General features: G+C 72.9%; 25 protein-coding genes and 1 pseudogene. 12 read left to right on the top strand and 14 right to left on the bottom strand.

What is annotated here, in order from left to right:
- The 5 genes from ABFX54_RS30455 to ABFX54_RS30435 all read left to right on the top strand — a co-directional run.
- A partial coding sequence (locus tag ABFX54_RS30455) for an acyl-CoA dehydrogenase family protein (protein ID WP_346110004.1) occupies positions 1–772 on the top strand: 772 nt, incomplete at its 5' end.
- Complete coding sequence (locus tag ABFX54_RS30450) at positions 769–1,749, top strand: tripartite tricarboxylate transporter substrate binding protein (RefSeq protein WP_346110003.1); 981 nt, start codon at positions 769–771, stop codon at positions 1,747–1,749. The genes ABFX54_RS30455 and ABFX54_RS30450, both read left to right, overlap by 4 nt.
- 14 nt (positions 1,750–1,763) lie before the next feature.
- The gene (locus ABFX54_RS30445) at positions 1,764–2,333 is read left to right on the top strand and encodes a tripartite tricarboxylate transporter TctB family protein (protein ID WP_346110002.1); all 570 of its coding nucleotides are present in this window, start codon (positions 1,764–1,766) and stop codon (positions 2,331–2,333) included.
- Positions 2,334–2,364: 31 nt separating this feature from the next.
- A complete protein-coding gene (locus tag ABFX54_RS30440; RefSeq protein ID WP_346110001.1) occupies positions 2,365–3,900 on the top strand; it encodes a tripartite tricarboxylate transporter permease in 1,536 nt (511 codons plus the stop codon).
- A complete protein-coding gene (locus ABFX54_RS30435; RefSeq protein ID WP_346110000.1) occupies positions 3,897–4,052 on the top strand; it encodes a hypothetical protein in 156 nt (51 codons plus the stop codon). Before ABFX54_RS30440 ends, ABFX54_RS30435 begins: the two co-directional genes overlap by 4 nt.
- A gap of 253 nt (positions 4,053–4,305) precedes the next feature.
- Here the strand turns inward: ABFX54_RS30435 and ABFX54_RS30430 are convergent, their stop codons facing one another.
- Positions 4,306–7,056, bottom strand: coding sequence for an AfsR/SARP family transcriptional regulator (locus tag ABFX54_RS30430; protein WP_346109999.1), 2,751 nt, complete (start codon positions 7,054–7,056; stop codon positions 4,306–4,308).
- A 137-nt stretch (positions 7,057–7,193) separates the two neighbouring features.
- On the opposite strand from ABFX54_RS30430, the gene ABFX54_RS30425 reads away from it, so the two are divergent.
- Positions 7,194–7,775, top strand: a complete 582-nt coding sequence (locus ABFX54_RS30425; protein WP_346109998.1) for a dihydrofolate reductase family protein — start codon at positions 7,194–7,196, stop codon at positions 7,773–7,775.
- A 21-nt stretch (positions 7,776–7,796) separates the two neighbouring features.
- Here ABFX54_RS30425 and ABFX54_RS30420 read toward each other — a convergent pair whose 3' ends face one another.
- The 4 genes from ABFX54_RS30420 to ABFX54_RS30405 all read right to left on the bottom strand — a co-directional run bounded on the left by ABFX54_RS30420 (position 7,797) and on the right by ABFX54_RS30405 (position 10,887).
- Positions 7,797–8,537: a MerR family transcriptional regulator gene (locus ABFX54_RS30420; RefSeq protein WP_346109997.1), complete on the bottom strand. Its 741-nt coding sequence runs from the start codon at positions 8,535–8,537 to the stop codon at positions 7,797–7,799.
- Positions 8,534–9,577, bottom strand: a complete 1,044-nt coding sequence (locus ABFX54_RS30415; RefSeq protein ID WP_346109996.1) for a CPBP family intramembrane glutamic endopeptidase — start codon at positions 9,575–9,577, stop codon at positions 8,534–8,536. The genes ABFX54_RS30420 and ABFX54_RS30415 overlap by 4 nt, the downstream gene beginning before the upstream one ends.
- A 101-nt stretch (positions 9,578–9,678) precedes the next feature.
- Positions 9,679–10,086 (bottom strand): RidA family protein, encoded by a 408-nt coding sequence (locus tag ABFX54_RS30410; protein ID WP_346109995.1) that lies wholly within the window; start codon positions 10,084–10,086, stop codon positions 9,679–9,681.
- A gap of 213 nt (positions 10,087–10,299) precedes the next feature.
- Complete coding sequence (locus ABFX54_RS30405; RefSeq protein WP_346109994.1) at positions 10,300–10,887, bottom strand: TetR/AcrR family transcriptional regulator; 588 nt, start codon at positions 10,885–10,887, stop codon at positions 10,300–10,302.
- Between the two features lie 96 nt (positions 10,888–10,983).
- Here ABFX54_RS30405 and ABFX54_RS30400 point away from each other — a divergent pair, with 96 nt between their 5' ends.
- Entirely contained in the window at positions 10,984–12,213 is a 1,230-nt protein-coding gene (locus tag ABFX54_RS30400; RefSeq protein WP_346109993.1) for a metal-dependent hydrolase family protein, read from the top strand.
- Positions 12,210–13,127 carry an alpha/beta hydrolase gene (locus ABFX54_RS30395; protein WP_346109992.1) on the top strand — a complete coding sequence of 306 codons (918 nt, stop codon included), beginning with the start codon at positions 12,210–12,212 and terminating at the stop codon, positions 13,125–13,127. Before ABFX54_RS30400 ends, ABFX54_RS30395 begins: the two co-directional genes overlap by 4 nt.
- Here ABFX54_RS30395 and ABFX54_RS30390 read toward each other — a convergent pair.
- The 3 genes from ABFX54_RS30390 to ABFX54_RS30380 are packed head-to-tail and all read right to left on the bottom strand — an operon-like array spanning position 13,070 to position 14,960.
- The gene (locus ABFX54_RS30390; protein ID WP_346109991.1) at positions 13,070–13,843 is read right to left on the bottom strand and encodes an SDR family NAD(P)-dependent oxidoreductase; all 774 of its coding nucleotides are present in this window, start codon (positions 13,841–13,843) and stop codon (positions 13,070–13,072) included. The genes ABFX54_RS30395 and ABFX54_RS30390 overlap by 58 nt on opposite strands.
- 31 nt (positions 13,844–13,874) lie before the next feature.
- Positions 13,875–14,483 (bottom strand): TetR/AcrR family transcriptional regulator, encoded by a 609-nt coding sequence (locus ABFX54_RS30385; protein WP_346109990.1) that lies wholly within the window; start codon positions 14,481–14,483, stop codon positions 13,875–13,877.
- Between the two features lie 54 nt (positions 14,484–14,537).
- On the bottom strand, positions 14,538–14,960 hold the full coding sequence (locus ABFX54_RS30380; protein WP_346109989.1) for a MarR family winged helix-turn-helix transcriptional regulator: 423 nt from the start codon (positions 14,958–14,960) through the stop codon (positions 14,538–14,540).
- Positions 14,961–15,055: 95 nt separating this feature from the next.
- Between ABFX54_RS30380 and ABFX54_RS30375 the strand changes: the two genes are divergently transcribed.
- Positions 15,056–15,850 (top strand): alpha/beta fold hydrolase, encoded by a 795-nt coding sequence (locus ABFX54_RS30375; protein WP_346109988.1) that lies wholly within the window; start codon positions 15,056–15,058, stop codon positions 15,848–15,850.
- Positions 15,851–15,872: 22 nt separating this feature from the next.
- On the opposite strand, the gene ABFX54_RS30370 is transcribed toward ABFX54_RS30375, so the two are convergent.
- Positions 15,873–16,688 carry a class I SAM-dependent methyltransferase gene (locus ABFX54_RS30370; protein WP_346109987.1) on the bottom strand — a complete coding sequence of 272 codons (816 nt, stop codon included), beginning with the start codon at positions 16,686–16,688 and terminating at the stop codon, positions 15,873–15,875.
- Positions 16,689–17,066: 378 nt separating this feature from the next.
- Between ABFX54_RS30370 and ABFX54_RS30365 the strand changes: the two genes are divergently transcribed.
- Positions 17,067–18,419, top strand: coding sequence for a sensor histidine kinase (locus tag ABFX54_RS30365; RefSeq protein WP_346109986.1), 1,353 nt, complete (start codon positions 17,067–17,069; stop codon positions 18,417–18,419).
- A gap of 21 nt (positions 18,420–18,440) precedes the next feature.
- Here ABFX54_RS30365 and ABFX54_RS30360 read toward each other — a convergent pair whose 3' ends face one another.
- Positions 18,441–18,953: a hypothetical protein gene (locus ABFX54_RS30360; RefSeq protein WP_346109985.1), complete on the bottom strand. Its 513-nt coding sequence runs from the start codon at positions 18,951–18,953 to the stop codon at positions 18,441–18,443.
- Between the two features lie 565 nt (positions 18,954–19,518).
- On the opposite strand from ABFX54_RS30360, the gene ABFX54_RS30355 reads away from it, so the two are divergent.
- On the top strand, positions 19,519–20,793 hold the full coding sequence (locus tag ABFX54_RS30355; protein WP_346109984.1) for a serine hydrolase domain-containing protein: 1,275 nt from the start codon (positions 19,519–19,521) through the stop codon (positions 20,791–20,793).
- 9 nt (positions 20,794–20,802) lie between these two features.
- Here ABFX54_RS30355 and ABFX54_RS30350 read toward each other — a convergent pair whose 3' ends face one another.
- Positions 20,803–24,786 carry an nSTAND1 domain-containing NTPase gene (locus ABFX54_RS30350; protein WP_346109983.1) on the bottom strand — a complete coding sequence of 1,328 codons (3,984 nt, stop codon included), beginning with the start codon at positions 24,784–24,786 and terminating at the stop codon, positions 20,803–20,805.
- Positions 24,787–25,053: 267 nt separating this feature from the next.
- On the opposite strand from ABFX54_RS30350, the gene ABFX54_RS30345 reads away from it, so the two are divergent.
- A complete protein-coding gene (locus ABFX54_RS30345) occupies positions 25,054–25,443 on the top strand; it encodes a hypothetical protein (protein WP_346109982.1) in 390 nt (129 codons plus the stop codon).
- A gap of 9 nt (positions 25,444–25,452) precedes the next feature.
- On the opposite strand, the gene ABFX54_RS30340 is transcribed toward ABFX54_RS30345, so the two are convergent.
- The 3 genes and pseudogenes from ABFX54_RS30340 to ABFX54_RS30330 form a co-directional block, all read right to left on the bottom strand.
- Positions 25,453–25,596: a hypothetical protein gene (locus tag ABFX54_RS30340; protein ID WP_346109981.1), complete on the bottom strand. Its 144-nt coding sequence runs from the start codon at positions 25,594–25,596 to the stop codon at positions 25,453–25,455.
- 42 nt (positions 25,597–25,638) lie between these two features.
- Positions 25,639–26,358, bottom strand: a complete 720-nt coding sequence (locus ABFX54_RS30335; RefSeq protein ID WP_346109980.1) for an SDR family NAD(P)-dependent oxidoreductase — start codon at positions 26,356–26,358, stop codon at positions 25,639–25,641.
- Positions 26,359–26,428: 70 nt separating this feature from the next.
- Positions 26,429–26,814, bottom strand: a pseudogene (locus ABFX54_RS30330) (hypothetical protein); the annotation flags it as partial.

Raw genomic sequence — 26,814 nt, 5'->3', positions numbered from 1 at the left:
CGCCCTTCGCGCTCCGGGCGGCTCGTGGGACCGCGCCGGCATCGCCGTCACCGCCACCGGCGGCGGCCTGCTCAACGGCGACGCCGGCATCGTCAACCATGCCGAGGACGCCGATCTCCTGCTGGTCGCGGTCACGACGGCGGCAGGGCCGGCCGTGTTCGTCGTGGCGGCCGGGCATCCCGGGGTGTCGATCCGCGCGGTCGAGACCGTCGACCGGACCGTGCGCGCCGCCCGGGTGACCCTGGCCGACGTGCCGGCCGAGCCGCTGCGCTGGGCGAACGACGACGTCTTCGAGAACGTCGTCCGGCGGCTGACCGTGCTGGTCAGCGCGGACCTCGTCGGCGCCGCGGGCACGGCGATGCGGATCACGCTCGACCACCTCCGTGCGCGCCGGCAGTTCGGCCGCCCGATCGGGAGCTTCCAGGCGATCCAGCACGAGCTGGCCGAGCTGTACGTCGCCTGGACGACGATCACGCACGCGTTGTGGTACACCGCCCACGCCCACGACACCGGGCGTGACGACGCGACGCTGATGACGTCGGTGGTCAAGAGCCGCGCCGCCGACCTGGCCGGAAGGATGTCCGCCGCGATGGTGCAGTTCCACGGCGCGATGGGCTTCACCTGGGAGCACAGCGCGCACCTGTTCTTCAAACGGCTGCACAGAGACGCCCACGACTTCGGCGACGACGGCTGGCACGACCCGATCATCGCCACGGCCGCCATCGGGCCGGGAACCCGTCCTCCCCAGTCCCTCCCAGGAGGTGCCCCATGAGTGTTGTTCCGGCAGGCGGACGCGGCCGTGCCGCGTTGCCCGCGCTCCTCGCGGCCGTCGTCCTCGTCCTCGCGGCGTGCGGCGCGCCCGCGGCCCAGGGCGGCTATCCGACGAGGAACGTGCAGCTCATCGTGCCCTATCCGGCCGGCAGCGCCATCGACGCGACGGCCCGCGCGCTGGTCGAGATCGTCAACGGCGAGGGCAAGCTCGGCCGGCGCGTCCAGGTGGTGAACAGGGAGGGCGGCGCGGGCGCGGTCGGCACGACGGCGACGCTCGGCGCCAAACCGGACGGGCACACGATCGGCCTCGTGCCGGACGGCCCGCTGACGCTGCTCCCGCGGACCGAGCAGGTCTCCTACGACCCGGAGGCGATCTCGGTCATCAGCGAGGTCACCACGTCGCCGGTGCTGTTCGTGGTGCCGGGCGAATCGCCGTACAAGAGCGTCGCCGATCTGGTCGCGGCCGCCAAGGCCAAGCCCGGAGCCGTCACGATCGCCGAGGGGCCGCTCAACTACGCCATCCCGGCCGGGAAGTTCGAGCAGCTCACGGGTACGCGGTTCAAGCACGTCAAGTTCGACGGCGACCAGGCCACCGTCACGGCCCTGATCGGCGGCAACGTCGAGGTGGGCGTCATGCAGCTGGCCGGCGGGATGGCGCAGCTGAAGGCGGGCAAACTGCGCGCGCTGGCCATCGCCTCCGCCGAGCCCATCGAGCTCGCCCCCGAGATCAAGACCTTCAAACAGCAGGACGTCGCTCTGGAGTGGGAGGCCTACAACGTGGTGATCGCGCCGAAGGGGCTGCCTGGCGACGCCCAGCGGGAGCTGAACGAGGTGTTCGGCTCGGCCGTCAAGAGCCCGAAGTTCGCCGAGGCGGCGCGGAAGCTGGGGCTGGTCGTCAGCGGGGCCGACGGTGAGACGGCCAAGGCGCGGCTGGCCAAGAAGACCGCTGAGGCGGCGAACCTGATCGCGGTGAAATGAGAAGATCGGGTCTTGTGCGAGAGAGCGCCAAGCCGGAGGTGATCGTCGCCGGCTCGCTGCTGGCGCTGGGTCTGCTGTACGGCGCGCTCGCCCTCGGTGAGGGCCTGGGGACGATGGCGGACACCGGGGCGGGCTTCTTCCCCTTGATCGTCGCGCTCGTGCTGGCCGTCGCCGGTGCCGTCGTCCTGGTCCAGAGCCGCCGGCGGACGCCGGGTGACGTCGCCTTGCCGGAAGCCGGCGACGTCACCCCGGCTTTGGACGGTAGGGTCGCCCGACCGGAAGGCGGCGACGTCACCTCGCCGGGCGCCGGCGATGTCAGCGTGGAGGGCGGGGGCGACGGCGAGGTGCGCTGGTGGCGGATCGCCGGCGTGCTGGCCGCCGCCCTGCTGGTGCCCGCGGTGGGCGACACCGTGGGGATGGTCGTGACGTTGTCGATCTCCTTGGTCCTGATGGCCAAGATCATGGGGGTCTCCCGGTGGAGCAGCGCCGTGCTCTTCGGCCTCGCCTTCGGCGCGGCCACCTGGCTGATCTTCGTTCGCTGGCTGGCCGTCCCCCTGCCGAGCGGCACGCTCGGCCTGTTCTGATCCCGGCCTGATGTGAACGGAAGGACGCCCCGTGGGTGACGCGATCGACAACCTCGGCGCGGGCTTCGCCACCTTCGCCGATCCGGCCTACCTCGTCCTCGCGCTGGTCGGCGTGGTGCTCGGCACGGTGGTCGGCGTGCTGCCCGGCATCGGACCGATCGGCGCCATGTCGGTCCTGCTCGGGATGACCACGCAGCTGGGCCCCACGGGATCGCTGATCCTGTTCGCCGGCATCTATTTCGGCTCCACGTACGGCGGGTCGACGACCTCGATCCTGCTCAACGTGCCCGGTGAGGCGTCGTCGGTGGTCACGGCGCTCGACGGCCACGCGATGACGAAACGGGGCAGAGCAGGACCGGCACTGACGATCGCGGCGGTCTCCTCGTTCCTGGCGGGCACCATCGCCATCTTCGGCCTGATGATGTCGGCGCCGTGGCTGAGCGGGCTGGCGGTCAAGCTCGGTCCGCCCGAGTACCTGGCATTGTGCGTCGCGGGGCTCCTGCTGCTGGCGGCGCTCGCCGAAGGCTCCGCCGCGAAGGCGATCGTGATGATCTGCGCCGGCCTGGCGATCGGCACGGTCGGGATCGACCCGGCCGGCGGCCAGTTGCGGTTCACGATGGGGTCGGACGCCCTGGCCGAGGGCTTCAGCTTCATCGCCCTGGTCATGGGGGTCTTCGGCGTGGCGGAGGCGCTCACGATGGTCGGCCGGCACCGGCGCCCCGAGCCGGTCAGGGCCCCACGGCTCAGGGAGCTGCTGCCCAGCGGGGAGGAGTCCCGGCGGGCGGCTCCCGCGGCGGTGCGCGGCTCGGTGATCGGGTTCCTGCTGGGATTGGTGCCGGGACCGGCCGCCGTGCTGTCGACGTTCGCCTCGTACGTCACCGAGCGGAAGATCTCCAAGGACCCGGGCCGGTTCGGCAAGGGCGCGGTCGAGGGGGTGGCCGGTCCGGAGGCGGCCAACAACGCGGCCGCGGGCGCGGCGTTCGTCCCGCTGCTGGCGCTCGGGATCCCGTTCGCGCCGACCATGGCGCTCGTGCTCGCCGCGCTGCTGCTCAACGGCATCGTTCCCGGCCCGACGTTCGTCGCGGACCAGCCCGAGCTGTTCTGGACCGTGATCGCCGCGATGTACATCGCCAACCTGATGCTGCTGGTGCTCAACCTTCCGCTGGTGGGGATCTTCACCCGCCTGCTGTCGATCCCGCCGCAGGCGTTGATGCCGTTCGTGATCGGGCTGTGCGTCGTGGGCGTGTACGCCGAGAACAACTCGATGTTCGACGTCGTGGTGATGCTGGTCGCGGGACTGCTCGGCTTCGTGCTGCGCCGGGCCGGGTACAGCATGGCGCCCTTCGTGCTGGCGGTCGTCCTCCAGCCCACGCTCGAAGTCTCGCTGCGCCAGACCCTGGCCTTCTCCGACGGAGATCCCGGGTACGTGCTCGGCCGGCCTATCACGATGGTGATCCTCGGTCTCGTCGTCCTGGCCGTGGCCCTGTCGGTACGGCGAGCGTTCCGCGCGCGACGAGCCGTGAGCCCACGCCCCGGCCGGGTCCCGGAGGAAGAAAGGGCGTCATGACTCAGCAAGTGGGATGGTCCGGTTCCGGTGGGGATGACTGGGCTGACCTGGCGGCGATCCGCGCCCGGCTGGCGGCGGGCGCCGACCCCGGCTCGGGCGTCCACGCCTTCGGCGGTCACGAGGGGAGGCCGCTGCACTTCGCGGCCGAGTGAGGCACTCCTGAGACGGTGGCCGAGCTGCCCGACCTCCGATGAGGCCGCGGTGGCACGAGGGCTGAGCACCGTCGAGAGCGCGGTGGCGCGACGGCTGACCGCCGACGAGGCCGCGCCTTTACCAGGGCGAGGCCGTGGCCTGTCTGTGCGCCATGGCGGGACTGCGACCGGATGACGCCCAGGCCGTCGCCGGCCCGCCGGATCTGTGGATACGACTGCCCGATCGCTGAGGCCGAGCCCATGATCGCGCCCGTCAGCGCCGCCCGCGGAAGGCGTCGGCGGCGGACCTGTCGACGGTCGTCAACTGGGTGTGCACCTGGTCGAAGGCGGACGGATCAAGGTCGCGCAGCAGGGCGCGGGCGTGCCGCCACTGCTCGCCGGCGGCCGGGTGGTCGCCCGCGAGGTGGTGGCAGGCTCCCAGGTGCGCGAGCGTGCTGGCCTCGCCGTACGAGTCGCCGAGCTCCCTGAACACGTCGAGGGCCTGACGGTAGCAGGGGACGGCCCCGGTGGGGTCGCCCTGCTGGAGGCGGAGGTCGGCGAGGCATGACCACGTGTGCGCCTCGTAGGGGCGGTTGCCGAGCTTCTGGTGCCGGACCAGGGCCTGCTCGCACAGGTCGAGGGCCTGACCATGGTCTCCCAGGCGCCCGTGGTACCAGCCGAGGTCGGTGAGCGCGACGGCCTGCCCGACCTCGTCGCCCAGCCGTTCGAAGAGGTCGTGGGCGCGCCGGGCGGCATCGAGCGCGTCGGCCTCCCGCCCCTGGAAGCCGTACACGAGATCACGGAAGTAGTGCGTCCACGCCTGACCGGCGGGGACGTCCTGTTCGAGGGCGGCGTCGAGGTGGTGGTGGGCGTCGTCGAAGCGGCCCAGGTCCGCCAGCGCGGCGGCCAGGTTGCGGCACGCGCGGGCCTTCTCCACCGGGTCGCCCAGCCGCCGGGCAGCGGCGACGGCGGCTCGCTGGGTCTCGGCCCGGTCGTGCCAGCGTCCCCGCCGGTGCAGGAAGACGAACAGCGCCCCCGCCAGCCGGCAGACGTGCCGGTCGAGCCCCAGGCGGGCGGCCAGGTCGAGGGCGGCGAGCAGGGCGGGGCGCTCGTTCTCGAACCAGGCCGTCGCCTCGTCCGTCCCGGCGAATCCGGTCACGCTGACGCCGGGGCGGGGCGCGGCGAGGGAGATCGTCTCGGTACGCCCGTGCAGGTGCGCCGCGGCGGCGAACGCGGAGTGGACGTAGTGGTCCACGACGCGGTGTCGTGCGGCGTCCCCGTCGTCGTCGTGGGCCGCGCAGAGCTCGGCGGCGTACGCGCGCAGCAGGTCGTGGCACGCGTACCGGCCCGGGGCGTGCTCGGTGACCAGGTTGGCGCGGGTCAGCTCGGCCAGCGGCGCCCGTACCCGCTCGACCGGGACGCCCATCAGGCTGGCGGCGGCGGCCGGCGTGCACTCCGGACCGGGATGCAGCCCGGCGACCAGCCGGAACGTCCGGGCCGCCGTCTCGTCCGTGAGTGTCTCGTACGACCAGGAGAAGATCGCCCGTACGTCCACGGCACGGTCGAGTGCGCCGAGGGCGTCTCCGAACTCGCCGGCGAGCGCGCTCAGCGGATGCGCCGGCTGGATCGCGGCGCGGGCGGCGACGATGGCCAGCGCCAGCGGCAGCCCGGCACAGCGGCGGACGATCTCCTCGACGGCTTCGGGCTCGGCCGCGATCCGGTCGTGGCCCAGCCGGGCGGCCAGCAGCCGCCTCGCGTCCTCGGAAGACAACAGATCGAGGGTGAGCGGATGCGCCCCGTACGTCATCACCAGCCCGGCGAGGTGATCGCGGCTGGTCACCACGACCAGGCAACCGGGCGCCCCGGGCAGCAGCGGGGCCACCTGGGCGGCGTCGCGGGCGTTGTCGAGCAGCACCAGCATGCGCCGCCCGGCCAGCAGGCTGCGGTAGAGCCCCGCCTGCGCGGCCGGACCGTCCGGCATCCGGTGCGGCGGCACCCGCAGCGCGTCGAGGAGCTCGCGGACGGCCGCCGCCGGGCGCACGGCCTCCCGTGACGAGTCGTATCCGCGCAGGTCGACGTAGAGCTGGCCGTCCGGGAAACGATCGGCGACCCGGTGCGTCCAGTGCACGGCGAGCGTGGTCTTCCCGACCCCGGCCGTACCGGCGATCACCACGATCGACGGCGAACGCGCCTCGGCCGGCGGGGGGAGCAGCGCGTCGAGCGCCGTCAGCTCGGCCTCGCGTCCCGCGAACCCGGCGACCGCGGCGGGCAGGTGCCGGGGAACCGCGCGCGTGACGGGCGGGGCGTCGCCGGTGAGCAGGCGGGCGTGCACCTGCCGCAGCTCGGGGCTGGGATCGGCGCCGAGCTCCGCGGCCAGCCGGCGCCGGATCGTCTCGTACCGTTCCAGCGCCTCGGCGGGACGGCCGGCCGATTCCAGGGCCCGGAGCAGCCGTACCCAGAGAGACTCCCGCAGCGGATGCCGCTCGGCCAGATCGGCGAGGTCGGTCAGGACGGAACATGCTCCTGCCGCGAGGTCCAGGTCGGCCTGCCGCTCCAGCGCGGTCAGGTACCGCTCCTGCAGCGCCGGGCCCACCGACCGCTCCAGCCAGTCCGAACGGATCCCGTCGAACGGAGTGCCCCCCCACCGCCCCGGCGCGCGGCCCAGCCGGCCCCCCTCGCCCCCCGGACCCGCCCCCGCCTCGTCGAGCAGGCGCCCGAAGCGGAGCGCGTCCACCCGTTCGGGGTCGGCCGTCAGCAGGTAGCCGCCCGGCCGGGCCTCGATCAGCCGCTCGCCGGCGGTGCCCAGGGCGCGGCGCAGCCGCTTGACGTTCGTCCGGACGTTGGCCCCCGGGCTCCCGCCCGCGTCCGTGCCCCACACCGCGACCGCCAGCCGGTCCGTGCCGACCGTACGGCCCGCCGACATCGCCAGCACGGCCAGCAACGCGCGCAACCGCCCGGCCGGGAGCTCGACCGGCCGCTCGCCGACCGCGACCCGCAGCGGCCCGAGCAGCTCGACGGTGACCACGCGGTGGGCCTCCTTGCCTGGCCGGTGATGAGTTTCACCAGAGTGACACAACTCTGCCACTCCCGGTCCGCCAAGCTGGTGATCATCCCGAACGGGGGAACTCCATGACGCGGCAACCACTTTGAGAGGGACAGGCCATGAGCAAGGTCATCGCGGGGATCTCGATGTCATTGGACGGGTTCGTCACCGGGCCTGACGTCACCAGGGAACACCAGTTGGGCGCGGGCGGCGAGGCGCTGCACCAATGGCTGCGCGACCCGCACCCGCTCGACAGCGAACTGCTGGCCGGGATGCGCGACGGCGCGGGCGCGATCCTGATGGGCCGGCGCTCCTACGACCTGGCCGGGGGCGACGGCGGATGGGGTGACGGCGGCCCGGCCGGTCAGGTGCCGTGCTTCGTGCTCACCCACAAGCCGCCGGCTACCGAGACGGTTCGGGCGCCGTCGGTCTTCACCTTCGTCACCGGCGGCATCCACGACGCGGTGGAGCAGGCCAGGGCCGTGGCGGGGGACAAGGTCACCGCCGTCCACGGCGCCAGCGCCGCGCAGCAGTGCCTCGCCGCCGGTCTGCTGGACGAGATCCAGATCCACCTCGCTCCGGTGCTGCTCGGGAGCGGCACCCGGCTGTTCGAGCGGGCGGGAGGACCGTTCCGGCTGGAACGCGTCCAGGTGGTCGACTCCCCGAACGCCACCCACCTGCGCTTCAAGGTGATCCGCTGACGGCGTCCCCGGAGATGCGCTTCAGGGTGATTCGCTGACGGCGTCGCCGGACTCGTGGAGCAGGTGCGCTCGGCGGAGCACGTCGATCTGCGCGGGGTTGTAGAGCGCCCTGAGGGCGTGACCGGCGGCCCGCCGCGCCGCCTCGGCCTGGCCCGGGGTGCCGGCGCGCGGCTCCAGCGTCACGCCGTGCTCGGTGGCGCCCGGGACGAGGAAGGGCACGAGCCGCTCGGCGAGGGCCTGCCGGGTGGCCTCGCCGGCGTCTTCAGGCAGGTCGCGGAACGCCTCGTCGAGCTCGTCGTTCGGGTGCGCCGCGAGCGTCTCGCGCAGTGCCTCCATCGACTCGTCCGAGAAGAGCTGGGCGTAGATCGTCAGCAGGGCGCGGTCGTTGTCGCGCAGGTCCTGGGCGAGGCCGCTGAAGCCGGTCGGCACCTCCGGTGACGCGCCCGGCTGCGCCAGGGCGGCCAGCTCCCGCCGGATGTTCTCCAGCCGCCGGACCGTCGCCTCCAGCTCGGCGTCCACGGTACGGAAGACCGCGGCCAGCCCTTCGCCGCTCGTGCCCGTCTCGGCCACCTGAGCGAGCGGCACACCGAGCCCGGTCAGGCGCTTGATCTGCAGCAGGCGGGTCAGGTGGTGCACCTCGTAGCGCTTGTAGCCGTTGGACCCGCGCTCGGGCTCGTCGAGCAGCCCGATCTGGTGGTAGTAGCGCACCGTCTTCACGGTGGTGCCCGCCAGCTCGGCGATCTCGCGTGTGCTCCAGGTCATGGGGTCCTCACCTCGTCGTCCCCGTTCCAGGTCGTCCCTCGTGTACGTCGTTCGCGCGCCCAGACCAGGGCGACCATGGCGACGTTGACGGCGGCGAGGATCAGCAGGGCCCCGTCACCGGTGTCGGTGGACCGGTCGATGGTGTAGCCCTCGCCGTCCGCCATCAGCGTGTTGACGCTGGAGAACAGGACGTTGTTGGCGATGTGGAACGCGGCCGGCGCCTCGATGCCGCGGCTGATGATCGCCATCAGCCCCGTGGCGACGCCGATAAAAGTGTAGTAGCCGAACAGCCAGGGGTCGCCGGAGCCGTGCGCGAGCGCGAAGGCCAGGCTGGAGACCACCAGGCCGACGGCCAGGGCCGGGCGGAGCGCGCGTACCCAGGAGGCGGCGGCGGGCAGCGCGGCGGCGCGGAACATCAGCTCCTCGCCGACGGACTGGATCGGGGTGCTCAGCAGGGTGATGACCAGCATGAGGATCGTCGTCCCCGAGACACCGAACGCGACCCAGCCGGGAGACTCGGGGGCGACCAGCGCCACCACCCCGATGCCGGCGCCCACCAGCAGGGCCGCGCCGAGCAGGTACCGCACCAGGCGCCGGCCGTCGAACGCCCGCGGCGAGCTGATCAGGCCGCGCCACGGCACCTTCGCCAGCCGTGCCAGCAGCAGGATCGCGACCACGCCCGAGATACCCACGCTCAGGTTGACGGCCAGCAGCTTCAGCGGGGTGAAGGCGGCGGACATCGGATCGTCACTGCCCTCGATGACGCCCACGACCTGGTACAGCAGGATCTGCAGGAGCAGCATCACGACCGGCGGCACGAGGAGGACGACCAGCGGCCGCCACCAGCTCATGCGGACGTGGGCGCCGAACGGCCGGGAGTCGTCGAGCCCCGGCCCGCGACGTCCGGACGCCGGGTCATCGAACGGCCGGGAGTCGTCGAAGCGCGGCCCGCGACGTCCGGCTGCCGGATCGCCGGCCTGGTGCGGTGAGCTCGGGTGCGCGGGCGTGGCCGGGGTCTGGCCGGGTCCTGGCACGGACATCGGGGTCCTCCTGGGTCGAGACGGACGTTCCACGCACCAGCGAACACCGTGCCCTGGGGGCACACTCAAGCCCGTGCCCCGCCTTCCCGCGCCGCGCCGCCTCAGGGCAGCACGGCGATGGCGTCGACCTCGACCAGGTAGCCCGGCGCGGCCAGCGAGGTGACCCCGATCCAGGTGCTCGGCTGCTGGAGCTCGACGCCCAGCGTCGCGGCCGCCCGCTCGCGCCCGGCGACGAACTGCTCGGCCTTGGCCTCGTCGAGGTCCACGACGTACACGGTGACCTTGGCCAGGTCGGCCACGGTCGCCCCGACGGCGTCGAGCGCCGCGGCGACGTTGAGGTAGGCCTGCTCGGCCTGCGCCGCGACGTCGCCGGGGCCGATGAGATTGCCCTCGGTGTCCCAGGACACCTGCCCGGCCAGATACACGGTGCGCGAGCCCCGCGTGTCGGCGACCTGGTGGTGGACGTCGACCCGGTTGACCCGCTCGGGATGAATCAGCTGCACGCTCATGACTTCGCTCTTCTCCGGACAGGCATCGCCGACGTGTCGTCGAGTTCGATGTGCCCTCGTATGGCGAGCTCGGCGAGCATCGCGCCGCCGAGCGTGTACATCAATGACCGACCTTCGCCGGAAATTCCTGACATCAGGAAAGACCATGCCCTGAGGGCAGGGTCAACCCGGCCCGGTAAAGCGCGCTCACGACCCCAGCCGCTCACGAAGGGCTCAGCGCGGCCAGGGAGCGGATCGGTCCTTGCTCATGCGCAGGATCAGGTCGACGGCGTGCTCCGAGTGGGATCCCGGGGTCAGGACTTCCTGCAAGAGCAGGCCGCGGATCGCGGCGACGGTGACGGTGGCCGTGGTCAGTGCCTCCCCGGCCGCAAGTCCTTCGCGTTCCGCCAGTGAGGCCAGCATCCTGGTCAGGTCGTCGAGCGAGTCGATGAACTCGCGAAAATCCTCCGGCCGGTACGCGGCCAGCCCCACGACGTGGAAGAAGCCCCGGACCCGCGACAACTGCTCGGGCCGGGTGTACGTACGCCAGATCGCCACCACGAACTCGTCGAAGGTCCCCTGCCGGGCCGCGGTGAAAAGGGCCTCGTTGTCACGGGAGCGCTGGGCCTTGAGCATGGCCGCCAGCACGCCAGGAAGCGACCCGAAGTGATAGCGCAGCAGGGCGTGGCTGGTGTCGATCCGGGCGGCGATCTCGCGCAGCGACACCTCCGGTGAGGGAAGGGCCTGGTCGAAGGCGTCGAGGAGCCGGGCGAGGAGACGCTCGCGGGCGTCGCCTCTGCGTTCCGAGCTTGACAGGATCACTCCCGCAGTTTATCCATTGGAAAATATTGCTGGCGGCGGTCAGGGATGCTTCGTCCATGGTCGCAGCCGGTTCGCGACGGCGGAGGGAAACGGCTGGTGGGACGTTTGCAGGTGGTCGGCGCGACGGTCGCGGACGGGTCGGGGCGCGATCCCGTGAAGGCCGGGGTCACCGTCGAAGACGGGCGGATCAGCCGGCTCGGCGGCTCCTCCACCGGAACGGGCGAGCGCCTTGACGCCGGGGGGCTGACGATGACGCCCGGTCTGATCGACGCGCACGTACACCTGGGCCTGTCCAGCCCGATCGAGCCGCAGTTCTCGTTCCGGATCAGTGCCGCCGAGATCGCGGCGGACATCTTCGCCACGGCCGGCGCGGCGCTCGACGCCGGCTTCACCACCGTCAGGGACACCGGCGGGATCGACGGCGGCGTCGTCACCACGATCGCGAAGGGCAAGGTCAGGGGGCCGCGCGTCCTGTCGTGCGGGCCTGTGCAGTGCCAGGTCGGCGGGCACGGCTACTACGGAGCCGAGTGGGAACCCACCGAGTTGTGGAGCAACCACCACATTCCGGGTCTGAGCGCTCTGTCCATGATGTCGGGCAACGCGGACGAGCTGCGCGGCAACGTACGCGAGGCCTTCCGCCGCGGAGCCACGTTCCTGAAGCTCTGCGTGACCGGGGGAGTGGTGAGCGCTCACGATCACCTGACCGACACCCAGTTCACCGTGGAGGAGATCGCCGTCGCCGTCCAGGAGGCCGCGGCACGGGGCACGTACGTGACGGTGCACGCTCACAACAACCAGGGCATCCGCAACGCGGTCGAGGCCGGGGCGCGCTGTGTCGAGCACGGCACCGACCTCGACGAGGCCACGGCCACCCTGATGGCCACGCATGGGGTCGCCCTGGTGCCCACGTTCGCCGTCGTCGAGCGCCTGCTGCACGACCCCGCGGAGGCCGGCCTCGGCGAGTCGGCCCGTGAACGCGTGCTGGGTGTCCGGGAGCGGATGGCGGAGGCGCTCGCCGTCGCCAAGGAGGCCGGCGTGCGGGTCGGGCTGGGCTCCGACCTGATCGGCCCGGCGCAGGACCGCCGGGGCGAGGAGCTCACGTTGCGCGCGGAGCTGGAGACGCCGATGGAAGCCCTCGTGGCGGCCACGAGGACCAACGCCGAGATCCTCGGTCTGGCGGACGAGACAGGGGTCATCGCGCCCGGCATGCGGGCGGACTTCGTGCTATGGAACGGCGACCCGCTCGAAGATCCGAAGCTCTTCGCCGACCCCGCCGCCGCCGTCCTCGTCGTCCAGGCCGGCCGCATCGTGAAGGACCTGCGATGACCGCCATGTGGCAGGGCTGCCTCGCCGACACCGACTACTTCGAGCTGCGTTCCGGCAGCGGGCACGACTACGGCGTCTGGGTCACCACGCCGCCCGGCTACGACCCCGCCACGACGCCGGCGCCCGCCGTGTACGTGATGGACGGCAACTGGGCGGTGGGCATGACGGCTCCGCTCATCGTCACCCAGCTGGACCCCATGCGGCAGATTCAGCCGTACGTCCAGGTCAGCGTCGGCTACGCGGGCGAGGAAGCACAGCACTGGGCCCGGCTGCGCAACAGAGACCTCGTGCCGCCCGGCGAGCCCGTCGCCCAGGAGCTGGTCGAGGCCGTGGAGAAGGGATTCCAGGCGGGCGCGATGACCCGCGAGGCGGCCGACGCTTACCTCGCCGAACTACGCGACACCCACGCCGACGCGTTCCTCGGCTTCCTCACCACGGAGCTGCACCCGCGGATCGAACGCGACTACGGCACGGCCGCGACCGGTCACGGCCTCTTCGGCTACTCCTACGGCGGTCTTTTCAGCCTCTACACCTGGCTCTCCGGCTGCACGCTGTTCGAGAGCGTCGGAGCGGGCAGCCCCGGCGTCGCCGGCGCGGACAGCCAGGTCTTCGCCCAGCTCGACGAGATGGGGGAGAGCGAACGTGCGGCCAGGCTGCACGTGACCTTCAACGCCCGCGAGCTGCTCGGCGACCTGGCCGTCTACCAGAGCATCACGAAGAACACGGCCACCCTCCTGCACCGCCTCACCGCACGCGGCGGCGCCGTCACCAGCGCGATCCTGGACGAAACGCACGTGACCGGCCTGCAGGCGTCGTTCCTGAGCTACCTGCGGACCTGTCGTGCCGAGCGGCTCCATCAGTGTGGCCAGGGGGCGGTGCCGCCGTCGACGCCGAGGGTCATGCCGGTGACGTAGCTCGCGCGGTCGCTGAGCAGCCAGGCGGCCGCTTCGGCGATCTCGTCAGGTTGCCCGGGTCGGCCCAGGGCGGCGAGGGCGCTGAGGCGTTCGACGATGCTCGGGTCGCGCTGCTGCCAGCCGGCCATCATCTCGGTCATCGTGGCGCCGGGCGCGATGGCGTTGACGCGGACACCTTCCCGGCCGTACTCGGCGGCGGCGGCCCTGCTCATGGCGATGACGGCGGCCTTCGTCGCGCCGTACACGCTCTGCCCGGCGGCGCCGAACGTGCCGCCGATGCTGCTGACGTTGACGATCGAGCCGCCGCCGGCGCCCTCGGCGGTCATCGCCCGCAGTTCGGCGCGCATCGCCAGCCACACGCCCTTGAAGTTGACCTCGGCGACGGCGTCGAAGGTCTCGTCGGTGACGTCGGCCAGCCGGCCGCCGCCCTGGCTGCGGCCGGCGTTGTTGAGGGCGCCGTCGAGGCGCCCCCACCGCTCGACCGCCCCCGCGACGGCCCGGCTCAGGTCGTCGGCGTCGGTGGTGTCGGCCTGGACGGCGAGGACCTCGCCGCCGTCTGCGGCGATGCGCTCCGCGACCTGCTCGAGTTCGGCCTTGCGGCGGGCGGTGATGACGACGTGCGCGCCTTCGCGGGCGAACAGGTGCGCGGCGGACGCGCCGATGCCGGACGAGGCGCCGGTGATGAGGATGGTCTTGCCTTTGAGCAGGTCGGTCATCGGGGTCGCTCCCTGGGAAGTGGATTCCTTCTCACCGTGGGCCGGGCCGAGAAGGGGAGGGGTCGCGCCCGTCGTCCGCGATGAGCGCGTGGATGAGCGCGTCACGGACGACGGCGGACGTCCTGTCGTTGCCGGGGTCGCCGGGGTCGCCGGCCACCTTGAGCGCCACGCCCCGGAGGGCCGCGCGGAGCGCGTTCGTCGCCAGCGCCGCGGTGATCCCGGGCCGGAGGGCGCCGGCTCGTTCGAGCTCGTCGAAACCGGCGCGCAGCAGTGCGCCGCTCCGTTCGAACTGGCTCGGCGGCGGGCCCGACGCCGGGTACATCGCGGGGTAGAGCCCCGGGTAGGCGCGCGCGAAGGCGATGTGCGCGTCCCATCCCGCGGCGACCCGGGCGCGCGGGTCCCCGTCATCCGGCGCGGCGGCGGCGTCCTTGCGGTGGAAGTACTCCTCGAACGCCGCGTCGGCCACCGCGCGGATCAGTCCCGCGCGGTCGCCGAAGTGGTGGTAGAGCGAGGGGGCCCGCACGCCCGCGGCGGTGCAGACCGCACGGGTCGTGACCGCGTCGGCGCCGTCGCTCCTGGCTATCTCGAACGCCGCGGCGAGCAGCCGGGCGCGAACGTCGGCGGCTGGGTTCTGTAGCATCGCTATAACTATAGCGCCGCTACACGCAGGTGCGCGCCGGGGCCGGGGAGGAGGTCAGGCGGTCGGGTCGGGGCCGAGCGCGAGGTCCAGCAGGTCGCCGAGCTGGTCGAGCTGCTCCTCCGTGAGGTTTCCGAACGACGCGTCCAGGACTCCGTCGGCGAGTTTCTGGCCGGCGGCGAGCAGCCGTTCTCCCTCGTCGGTGAGCCGGTGCCGCACCGCTCGGCCAGGGCCCGGTATCCGCTCGATCAGGCCGCGACTGGCCATCCGGGTCGCGAGCGACCCGAAGGACTGGTCGGTCTGGAACGTCAGCACCGCGAGGTCGTGCAGCGAGGCGTCCGGGTTGCGGGCGAGGTGCCGCAGTGTGTCCCACTGCACCAGGGAGATGCCCAGGGGGGCCAGAGCCCGGCTGAACGCTCGATGGTGGCGGTGCTGCAAGCGCTTGACGGCGAGGCCGACGTCGCCGGGACGGTGTCGCATACGGGCGAGCTTATCCCAGTGAGGTCAGTTTACTTATATAAGGAAGCTGATATAAGGTTTTTTATATAAGCAAGCTGATTCGCTTAGGAGCGAGCATGCCCTCCACCCCAGCGCCCGGCGGCCTTTGTGCCGACGTCCACACCATCGAGACCAGCGCGGGAGCCGTCGAGCTCACCGTGCGGGCCCATGACCGCACCCGGCCGTTCCTGCTGCTGCACGGCGGCGGGGGCGTGGCCTCGATGGCCGGTTTCGCCGGCCTGCTCGCCGAACGCACCCGCTCGCGCGTCCTGCTGCCCACGCACCCCGGGTTCGGCGGCACGCCGAAAGCCGACGGGCTCACCGGGGTCGGCGCCCTGGCCCAGGCGTACGTGGCGCTGCTCGACCGGCTCGACCTCGCCGACGTCACCGTGATCGGCAACTCCTTCGGTGGCTGGCTCGCGGCCGAGATCGCGCTGCTGGACAGCCCGCGCGTCAGCGGCGCGGTGCTGATCGACGCGATCGGCATCGAGGTCGAGGGCCATCCGCAGGCCGACATCCGAGGATTGTCCCTGCCCGAGATCCAGCGGCTCTCGTTCCACGACCCGAGCAAGGCACCGCGACCGCCGGCCGCCGGCACCCCCGGACCGAGCCCGGACGTGCAGGCCCTGGTCGGCTACGCCGGGCCCGCCATGGCCGACCCCACCCTCGCCGGGCGGCTCGGCCGGATGACGATCCCCATGCACGTCGTATGGGGTGAGAGCGACCGCATCGTCACCCCGGACTACGGCAAGGCGTTCGCCGCCGCGATCCCGGGGGCGACCTTCACCCTGCTCCCTCGCACCGGCCACCTCCCCCAGGTCGAGTCACCCGAGGAACTGCTCGGCACGCTGCTCGACCTCGGCGACCGCTGAACTCCCGTCAACGCCTCCGCCGTCAGCGCCGGCCGTACATCGAACGGTGGCGGAACCACAGGCGCCAGCCGGTCCCGTTCCGCGCGCCGGCCTGCTCGGCGACGATCCGGCGGGCTTGGTCGAGAGCCTCGTCGTCGAGGCCGGCGTAGAAGTCGTCCAGCGGCCCGGAGGTGGTGCAGTAGTCCCACACGGTGTCGAAGTCCGGGACGTCGATCATGTAGTCCGTCACCTGCGTGTACGCCGAGGCGAATCCGGCCCGCCGCAGCCCCGCGGACAGGACGTCGGCCGAGGCGCGTGAGCGAACCCGTTCGCGGATGTCCGGCAGCCCGGCGGCCTCAAGCGAGCCCGCGACGGCCTCGGCGACGGCGATCCCGCACCGCGTGTACGGATTGTCGGCGGCGTCGCTCCACATCGCGAAGGCGTAGCCGGCCCTCGGCCGCAGCACGCGCGCCAGCTCCGCCGCGCCATGGTCCATGTCGCCGAAGAGCAGAGCCCCCAGCCGCGAGACGGCGCCGTCGAAGGACGCGGTGGCGAAGGACAGATCGTGCATGTCCATCTTCTCGAACGACACGTTGGCCAGCCGCGCGACGCGGGCGCGGTCTTCGGCCAGTTCGAGTGAGGCCGGGTCGGAGTCGACCCCGACGACGGTGGCCTTGGGGTGGGTGCGGGCCAGGTACAGGGCCGGTTCGCCGATCCCGCAGCACAGGTCCAGGATGCGCGCGCCGTCGGCGACCGGCCCCAGGTGGTCGGCGAGGTTCACGGTCATCGGTTCGAGGTAGCGCAGGCGAGCCTCGTGCTGGGCGATGAGGCTGGTGTTCTCCGGATTGAAGGAGGTCACGGGGCTACCGCCTGCCGGAGGGAGCCGAGCCGTGCGCACGGCCCGGCGATCGGACAGGGGGTGGCTTGGCTCATCATCACACTCACAGGCCGCGTCGGTCGCGCTGGGAACTTTCTCGGACGCGAGCATAACCAGTCGTACGGGAGCCTTTGTTCCTCCTCCGCCGCGCCGACGGAAACCGGCGGATGCCCCGCGGGAGCGGGTCGCCCGTGGGCGCTCCAGCAGGGAACCCACGCCGGTGATCTACCTGACTCCCACCCGCGACCACTCGTCCTTTCCCGGCCTTTGCCCGGCTTGGTACAGCATTGGGCGAATCCGGGCCGTTGATCTCTAGTAACCCCGCGTCGCGTCGCTAGGTTAGGTTGCAGGGGATGACACATGCTGAGGCGTAGACCCGAATGGTCGGTGCGGACCAGGCTCACCTTGCTGGCGACACTGGTGATGACGCTGCTGTGCGCGGGCTTCAGCCTGCTGATCCTGTCGAGTGTCCACACCGAGCGGACGACCGAACGCAGCCGCCGCAGCCACGACGCGAACATGCGCGCGATCACCCTCCTCGCCCGTGGCGAATTGTCCTCCGTACACACCGAGCGGGGAGTCGCCGCCCTCCAGATGATCGACCCGTCGGGCCGGGTCGTCTCAGCGAGCCCGAACCTGCCGGAACCATCACCGATGGCCACTTTCGCCCCGATGGCCGGACGCATGGGCCGGACGGAGACACTGTGTGACATGCCGGTCTTCCCCGGCGACTGCATGCTCGTCTCCGCCACGATCGCCCCCCGGCACGACGGCAACTGGATCGGCTACGCGGCCGCCCCGGCGCACCCCTGGTACGTCAGCGGCCGGCTCATGGCCGGGGTGCTGACCGGGTCCGTGCTGCTGATCGGGTTCACCGCGGCCGGCGCGTACCGGATCGTCGGCCGGGCGCTCAAGCCGGTCGACATCATCCGCGCCCAGCTCTCCAAGATCACCTCGACCGACCTCGGGCACCGCGTCCCCGTGCCCGGGCCCCGCGACGAGATCCACGACCTGGCCCGCGCCGTGAACCAGACCCTGGACCTGCTGGAGGCGGCCCTGCAACGGGAACGCCGATTCACCTCCGACGCCTCACACGACCTGCGCAGCCCCATCACCGCCATGCGCGCGCAGATGGAGGAGGCGCTGCTGCACCCCGACGAGGCCGACTGGCCCGTCACCGTCACCAGCACGCTGGACAGCCTGCAGCGGCTGCAGGCCATCGTGGCGGATCTGCTGACCCTCTCCCGCCTGGAGGCCGGCTGCGCCGCCGCCTTCAAGCCGCTGGACCTGAGCGACCTGGTCGCCCACGAACTGGACCACCGCCGCCGGCCGCTGACCATCACCCTCGACCTTGAGCCGGCCATGGTGCACGGCGCCCCCATGGAGCTCATCCGCCTGCTCACCAACCTGCTGGACAACGCCGAACGCCACGCCGCCACCACCGTGACCGTCTCGGTGCGCGCCGAGAACGGGCAGGCCGTGCTGTCGGTGACCGACGACGGCCCCGGCATCCCCGACGGCCAGCGCGAGCGGGTGTTCCAGCGCTTCGTCCGGCTCGACGACGCCCGCGTCAAGGACATCAACGGCACCGGGCTCGGACTGCCGATCGCCCGCCAGATCGCCGAACAACACGGCGGCACCCTCACCGTCGAGGACTGCGAGCAGGGCGCGCGCCTCGTCGCCCGCATCCCGCTGTGCCACGCTCAGGCGTAGCCGAGGCGGGTCAGGCGGAGGTCAGAACATCACGGCGCGCCGGGCGATGACGAGCCAGATCGCGATCGGCGGGCCGAGCACCGCGATCGCCACGTTCGCGTTCCAGCGTTCCTCGTTGTCGTCGGTGACGGCCTTGTCGCGGGACCACGTGTACGCCGTGAACCCGGTGGTCGCACTGCTGGCCAGGAGTACCACCACCATGAACCACAGGCTGACGGTCAGTTGCACGCGTTCCGCGGGCGAGGTGTAGTCGGCGGCCAGGTCGTCGTAGGCGAAGATCCAGCCGAGCGCACCGAGGATCATCAGGGCTCCGGCCCACGGCGCGATGTAGGGCAGCAGAGCGAGGGAGATGACGGCGGCGGGCTCGGGCGCCGGGGCGGGACGTGCCTTTACCTGCGTTTCCTCAACCTGCGGCTCGGAGCTCGGCCGGGGCTCCGGGGCGGGGTCCTGATCGGAGGCCGTGGGCGGCGATTCCGCGGGTGCGTCCTGGGGTGGCTCCGCGGGGTCGGGGGGAGGCGCCGGCGCGACGCTCACGGGACGCGGCGGAGGCGGGGAGGGCGAAGGGGAAGCCGGCGGGGGAGGCGACGCGCTCTCGGCCGGACGCGTCCGTGGGGGCGCCGCCTGGTTGCGCGAATGCCGTAGCTGCAGCCAGGCGAGGTAGACCTGTGCGACACCGATGACGATCGTCACAACCAAACTGATCGTGCTTAAGTCCACCGCGCCAGCGTGCCGCCGATCTCAGGGCATCGCAAGCGGCACGCTCCGCCCCGCCGCGCTCGTCCGTAGACGCGCGCTGTCCCGTGGGGCAGGGCAGGTCACCGGCCAACGCCCAGCTGCCGGTCAGCGACGTCGCGGTGTACGCGAACACCGTCCGAGGCGGTGGGTTCGGCTACAGCGCGAACGTCACCTTCAGACGGGAGCCCCAACGCTGACACCTCCAGGGCCGCGTCGCGCTTCTCGCTCGCACACCGTCCGGTCGTTTCGAACGGCCGTTCTTGTACTTTGCCGTACAGCCCAATTCCGCTGCTGACTTCTGTCATACGGGACCGGTGACACAGCCCACTGACCTCCGCCGGGCGAAACGCTCATCCTGGGCGCCATGACCATTCGTCGATTCAGCACGTTCGCCTCGCGGCTGGGAGCCGTGACCCTGACCGCCGCGCTGACCGCCGCGCTGACCGCCGCACTGTTCGCGGCGGGACCCGCGGCCGCCGCCGAGGACGGCGGCCTCGATCGCCAGCGGCTGCGCCAGACGCTGGACGCCGTGCACGAGGCCGGCATGTACGGCATCTACGCGAACGTCGTGGACGGCCGGAGCAGCTGGAAGGGCGCCGCCGGCGTCGCCGACGCCGAGACCCGCCGCCCGGTACGTCCGGAGATGGTGCACCGGGCCGGGAGCATCACCAAGTCGTTCGTCGCCGTTGCCGTGTTACAGCAGGTCGGCAAGAGCACGATCGACCTCGACGCCCCCATCGGCCGCTACCTGCCCGAGCTGATCCCGGGCGAGCGCGGGCAGCGGATCACCGTACGGATGCTGCTCAACCACACCAGCCACATCGCCAACCACGCCGCCGTGATCTTCCCGACGGTCGAGAGCCTGGACGCCAACCGCTTCCGCGACTTCCAGCCGGAGGAGCTGGCGCGGGCGGGGCTCGACGCACCCGCGACCGGGGAGCCGGGGGAGACCCCCGGGTCGTACTCGAACACGAACTACGTCATCGCCGGCCTGCTGCTGGAGAAAGTGACGGGCACGAGCGCCGAGCGGTACATCACCGACCACGTCTTCCGCAGGGCCGGGCTGCGGCACACCTCGTTCCCGCGGACGCCGCACATCCCGGGGCCCAGCTCCAAGGCGTACGAGGCGCTGTTCGGCTACTTCGACCCGCCCCGCGACTACAGCGTCTACAACATGTCCTGGGCCTGGACGTCGGGCGCGGTCGTCTCGACGATGGAGGACCTCAACCGGTTCTTCCGGCTGCTGCTGCGCGGCGACCTGCTCGACCCGGCCCTGCTCGCCGAGATGAAGGAGACCGTGCCCATCCGGTCGCTCGCGGGCGCCGTGCTCGACTACGGTCTCGGGATCTACCCCCTCGACCTGCCGTGCGGCCGGTTCTGGGGGCACGACGGGAGCGTCCCCGGCATGGACACCATCGCCTTCTCCGACGCCGCCGGCGGCCACCAGTTCGCCTTCGGCCTCAACCTGAGGAACTACCGGCAGCTCGACGAGAACGGGTTTCCCGTCGCGCACGCCATCGACTTCGCGATCGGTGACCACCTGCGGGAGGCGGCGTGCGGGCCCGACGCGGGAACGACGGCCAGGGCGGCGCGGCTGTTCCCGCTGATCGGCGTGGACGGGGGCACGGCCACCCCGTGACCCGCCCGCTCACGGGCAGGGGGGACGGTAGGGGAGACCGGGCAGGCGGCGGGCCCATTCCGCCGGGCTGATCACGGGATGGGCGAGCGCGCACGCCTGCCGGGCGGCCTGGCCGGAGTCGGTGTCCCAGAGCCGGACGGTGGCGTCGACGCCGCCGGTGGCCAGCGTGCGGCCGTCCGGGCCGAACGCGGCGGCGTACACCCGATCGGTGTGGCCGCTCAGCGTGACCATGGCGTCCGGCCGTCCGGCAAGCGCGAGATCCCACAGGCGCACGGTGCCGTCGATGCCGGCGGAGGCGAGCAGCCGGCCCCCCGGCTGGAAGGTCACGGCGGCGACGGCGCCGGCGTGGCCGGGCAGCGGCACGGGCGGCACCCGGGCGGGCCGGGCGGCGAGGTCGTGGAGCAGGACCACGCCGTCCGCGCCCGCCGAGGCCAGCCGCCGGCCGTCCGGGCTGAACGCCACGTGGTTGACGTCGTTGCGGTGGCCGCTCAGCGTGGTGGTGACGGCCGGGTGACGGGTGTCGGTGACGTCCCACAGGCGTACGGTGCGGTCGGCGCTCCCGGTGGCCAGGGGGCGGCCGTCGGGGGAGAAGGCCACGGCGAGGACCGTGTCGGCGTGCCCGGTGACCGTCGCCAGCGGCCGGGGGCGGCGCGGATCGCTCACGTCCCACGTACGCAGCGCGCGGTCGGCGCCCACGGTGACCAGCGTCCGCCCGGACGGATCGAAGGCGGCCGAGTACACGTTGTCGGTGTGGGCCTCGATGGTGGCGAGCGGGCCGGCGCGCCCGCCGGCGCCGGCCTGCCAGAGCCGGACGGTGAAGTCGAGGCCGGCGGTGGCGAGCACCTTGCCGTCCGGCCGCCACACCGCGCGGACGATGCCGTCGGTGTGACCGGTCAGTTCGGCCTGCGGCGCGGGCGGCTGCCCGGGGGCCAGGCTCCACAGCCGCGCCGTCCGGTTCGCCCCCGTGGCCAGGGTCCGGCCGTCGGGGCTGACGGCGACCGTGTAGACGGTGCCGTCGTGTCCCCCGAGCAGCGGCGCCCCCAGGTGCCACAGCCGGACGTTCCCGTCTCTGGAGGTGGTGGCGAGCGTGTCGCCGCCGGGCTGGAACTCCGCGGCGAGGACCGTGTCGGCGTGCCCGGTCAGGGTCAGGGGGAGGCTCGCGGGCCGCTGGAGGTCCCACAGCCGTACGGTCATGTCGTAGCCGCCGCTGGCCAGCCGCCGGCCGTCCGGGCTGAACGCCAGCGCCGCGACGCCGTTGGTGTGCCCGGTGAGGGTGCCGATCGGCTTCGGCGCGCGCGGGCGGGCGACGTCCCACAGCCGGATCGTGTTGTCGAAGCCGGAGGTGGCGAGCGTACGGCCGTCAGGGCTGAACCGGGCGGCCAGGATCGCGGCGGTGTGGCCATCGAGGTCGGCCAGGCGCCGGGGGCCGCGCGGATCGGCGACGTCCCACAGCAACGCGGTGTTCCCTGGCCCGGCGGTGGCCAGGACGTCCGCGGACGGGGCGAAGACCGCCGTCGTCATCGTGCCGGCCTCGACGGGCAGCTCGGCGGCCAGATGTGGACGCGAGGGGTCGGAGACGTCCCACAACCGGGGGACGCCGTCATGACCCGCCGTCGCCAGGGTGTGGCCGCTCGGGCTGAACGACACGTGCCGGACACCCTGGGTGTGGCCGGTCAGCACGGCCAGCGGGCGCGGCGCGCGTGGGTCGGCCGCGTCCCACAGCCGGGCCGTGCGATCGTCACCGGCCGTGGCCAGGAGGTGTCCGCCGGGGGCGAACCTCACCGCCAGCACCGCCCCGGCGTGGCCGCGCAGCACCGGCAGGGCCTCCGGGCGATGCGGACGGCGCACGTCCCACAGCCGGATCGTCCTGTCGGTGCTCGCCGTGGCCAGCAGCCGCCCGCCGGCCTGGAACGTGGCCCCGTAGACCGCGTTCTCGTGGCCGGTGAGCAGCGTCGCCGGCATTCCGGCCACCGCGCTGAGCAGGCCGCCCCTGGCCTCGGCGGTGGGTAACAGCCGGTAGGCGGCCAGCGCGAGCTGCGCGGCCAGGCCGGGATCGGTGGCGCGCAGCGCGCCGGCATCGGTCGCGGTCTTGCGCGAGAGCGCCTGGTCGCGCTGGTACGTGGCGGTGCGCTCCGCCTCGGCGGCGGCCCGCTGGGCGGGCTTCGCCAGCACGGACGCGACCAGGGCCAGCACCAGCAGGGTCGCGAGCGTGGCGACGACCTGGTGCAACCGGCGGGTCCGCCGCCGGGACTGGCGGACGCTCGCCTCCAGGAACTCCCGCGCGTCGGCCGGAAGCCGCCCGTCATAGCCGGCGACCCACTCCTGCGCCGCGACCAGGCGCCCGCCGCGATAGAGCGCGTCGGGGTCGCGGCGCAGCCGCACCCAGACCGCGGCGTCGGCGGCGAGCCTGCGCGCGAGGACCAGCCCGGCGCGGTCGGCGTCCACCCAGGACCGCAGCAGCGGCCAGGCGCGCAGCAGGGCCTCATGGCTGATCTCGACGGTGTCCGCGTCCGCGGTGATGAGCCGGCGCGCGACGAACCGGTCGAGCACCTCCTCCATCTCGGCCGCCTCCTCGCCGTCGCAGCCGTCGAGCAGCTCCGCCACGGTGGCCCTGCGTCGGGTGTCGCCGGTGTCGGGCGCGACGTGCACCAGGTGCAGGAAGAGGCGGCGGGCCAGCTCGCGGCGGCGGCCGGAGAGCCCGTTGTGCACGGCGTCCGCGCCGGCGGCCACCGCGCCCTCGATGCCGCCGACCGCGCGGTAGGCGGCTACGGTCATGCTCCGGCCCTGGCCCTGGTGCCAGGTGGTGTAGAGGGCGTGCGACAGCAGCGGGAGCACGCCGACGTCGTGCGCCCCGGCTTGATGCGTCCCGCCGCCGGTCTGGTGCGCCCCGCCGCCCGCGGCTTGGTGCGCTCCGCCGCCCACGGCCGGGGCGACCTGCCGCAGCAGCAGCTCGACCAGGCCGTCCTCGATCTCGACGCCGGCCCGTCTGGCCGGCTCCACGATGGCCTCGCGCAGTTCGGGCTCCTCCATCGGGCCGACGGCGAGCTGGCCGACCGGCAGGAGCGCGACCAGCTCGGGATGCCGCAACGCCGCCGCGTAGAAGTCGGCCCGCAGTCCCAGCAGGACGAGTGCGCCGCCGGGCGGCGTGGCCGCGGCGCGTACGGCGGCGATGAAGCAGCGCCGCTCCGCCTCGTCCCCGCACGCGGTGAACACCTCCTCGAACTGATCCACCACCAGCACCAGCGCCCCGCCACCGGCCCCTTCGGCAGACCGGGCGGTGGCCTCGGGATCCTCGCGCACGGCTGCGGCGGCGTACCGGGCGGCGGCTCCGGGATCCTCGCGGATGGCGGCGGCGACCTCGTCCGCCGGTACGCCGGCCAGGGCCGCCAGCCGGACGGCCAGCTCGGTGACCGGACGCGCACCGGGGACGATCACGACCACCGGCCAGCGCGCGGAACCGGGCAGCGCGCCGTCACGGAGGGCCGCGACCACGCCGGCCCGCAGCAGGGACGACTTGCCCGACCCTGAGGGCCCCACCACCAGCCGCACGCCTCCGCCCGCCGCCCTCATCCCGGCCACCTGCTCGACCAGCCGATCGGTCAGCGCCCGCCGTCCGAAGAACCAGCCCGCGTCCTCCGGCTGGTAGGCGGCCAGCCCCCGATACGGCTCAGGACCGGCGACGCGGCGCCCGGGTGCCCGCCGTACCCGCCGCCAGGCGGCCAGCCAGGCATCGGTCTGCGCCGGATCGGCCACTCCGCACGCTTCGAGCACCCGTACCAGCAGGTCACGCGACGACGTCGAGGGCAGCCCACGGCCGGCGAACCAGTCACCGAGCGTGCTGTGCGCGCCGTACGCGCCGGCCTTGGCCGCCACCTGCCGTACGGTCAGGCCGGCCCGCTCGCGCAGCGACGAGAGCTCGCGCCCGAACTCCTGACGGGTGGCGATCCTGCCCGGATCGGGACGATCCGGAACGGCGTGGGCGGATGGTGACACACGGCCTCCCCTGCAGTCGTGCGGCTACGCGCCGTCGTCCGGCGTCACCTGTATGTCGCCGGCCGATCACAACTGGTTACAGCCGCCCGATGCCGCCCTGTGCCGTCCTGTACGGCCTTGTACGGATGATTCGGCCCCCGTTGCGGCCAGGGCGCATGTCGCCGCACGGTCGGCCTATCGGCGGCCGGCGTAAGGAGCCGGCCGCGGCCGGCGCTCAGAGCCGGCCACCCAGCCACGGTCTCGAACATCAACGGAGGGTCCACGCTCATGACAGCATCGACTTCCGCCCCCGGCCGGCCCGCCGCGCGGCTCCTACGACACCTGGGCCGACGAGGGGCGTCGTTCCTCACGTCCGCGCTGATCGTCGCGCTCGTCCTTCCCTCCGGCACGGCCCGCGCCATCGCGGACGTCGCCGTGAACCTGCACCTGACCGGCTTCTACGGCTCGGTGGCCGTCCACGTCAACGGGCCGCGCGTCGCCACCTGCTCCGTCTCGAACTGCGTGCACCTGGTCCCCTTCGGATCGGCCGTGCGACTCATCCCCGACGGGGACGTCACCAGCTGGGGTCCGGGGCCCTGCCAGAACGTGTTCGGCACCAAGTCCTGCGATTTCACGGCGCTGTCGAACACCAGCTTCCAGGTGTCCTTCCTCGGTTAGCGGACGATCTCACCCGCTGGCGCCGCCTCGCAGCCCGTCGATGACGACGGAGAGGATCGGCCCCAGCGGGTCTTCCTTTCTGGACATGCAGGCCGACATCAGCGCGGTGGCCAAGGACGGCGTGGACAGTACGACTCGGTCGACTGTTGCCATCGTGACGGGGCCTCGATCTTCACCCAGAACGGTGTCCCGTCGCTACGGCGCCGGGGTGAAGCGGGCGCGGAGGTCGGGGCGGAGGTAGGCGGCGGGGGAGGCGATCGACAGGCCGCCGTCCACCGGGAGGGTCACGCCGGTGATGAACGAGGCCGCGGGCGAGACCAGGAAGGCGACCGCTTCGGCCACGTCCTGCGGGGTGCCGGTGCGGCCGATCGGATAGCCGTCCGCGGCGTGCTCCAGGTCCTCGCCGCCGATCAGGCCCGGTGCGACGACATTCGCCCTGATTCCGGCCGGTCCGTACTCCAGGGCGATCTGGCGCATCAGCGCGTCCAGCCCGCCCTTGGCCGCCGCGTACGCGGGCAGGCCGGGAGCGGACAGGAAGGAGTTGACCGAGCCGACCGCCACCACCGCGCGCGTCAGGTGCGGCAGGGCCGCGCGGCACAGGTGGAAGGCGGCGTCCAGGGTCGCACCGATGGCGGTTCGCCACTGTTCGTCGGTGGTCCTGGTGATCGGCGCGACCGGCATCACGGCCGTGGCCAGTACCAGGACGTCGAGTCCGCCGAGGGCGTCCACGGCCGTGCGGACCACCCGGTCGGCCTGCTCCGGCGCGGACAGGTCGGCCGTTTCGAAGCGGGTGTAGACGGGGGCGTCGCAGGGGGCGAGGCCGGTGCCGATGACGCGGTGGCCGTCGCGGGCCAGGGCCTCGGCGATGGCGAGCCCGATCGGGGAGTTTCCGCCGGCGAGGAGGGCGGTGGTCATCTGGCCCCCAGCCGCGGAGTGGGGCCGCGGTCCTCCGTTGAGGGGCGGGTCAGGCGGCTCCCAGCGCCGGTCATGCTGCGCCCAGTTCCGGCAGGGCGGCCAGGACCTCGTCCAGGGCGGTCAGGGTGCCGGGGTCGAGGGGCTTGGCGGGGGAGCGGACGGTCGCCGACTCGATCAGGCCGCGGCGTACCAGCACCTCCTTGTGCACCGCCCAGGCCAGGCCGGGCTGCATGCCGAAGCGGATCAGCGGGAGCAGCCGGGCGAAGGCGTCCTGCCGTGGCTCCTTCAGTATCGGGGCGAGCAGGTCGGTGAACTCGCAGGCGGGCATCGTGCCGACCGCCCCCCGCGCGTACTCCTCCAGGCAGAACAGCGCGTTCTGGCCGCCGAACACCGCGAAGTTGCCGCCCACCTTGGCGGCGGCGGGGCCGGCCTTGGGGGGGGGCCGGGGGGGCTCGG

It is taken from the genome of Nonomuraea maheshkhaliensis, from assembly GCF_039529435.1.
Lineage (GTDB): Bacteria > Actinomycetota > Actinomycetes > Streptosporangiales > Streptosporangiaceae > Nonomuraea > Nonomuraea maheshkhaliensis.
Note: the sequence above shows the minus strand (reverse complement) of the source record. Positions and strands in the feature narration are given on the sequence as shown.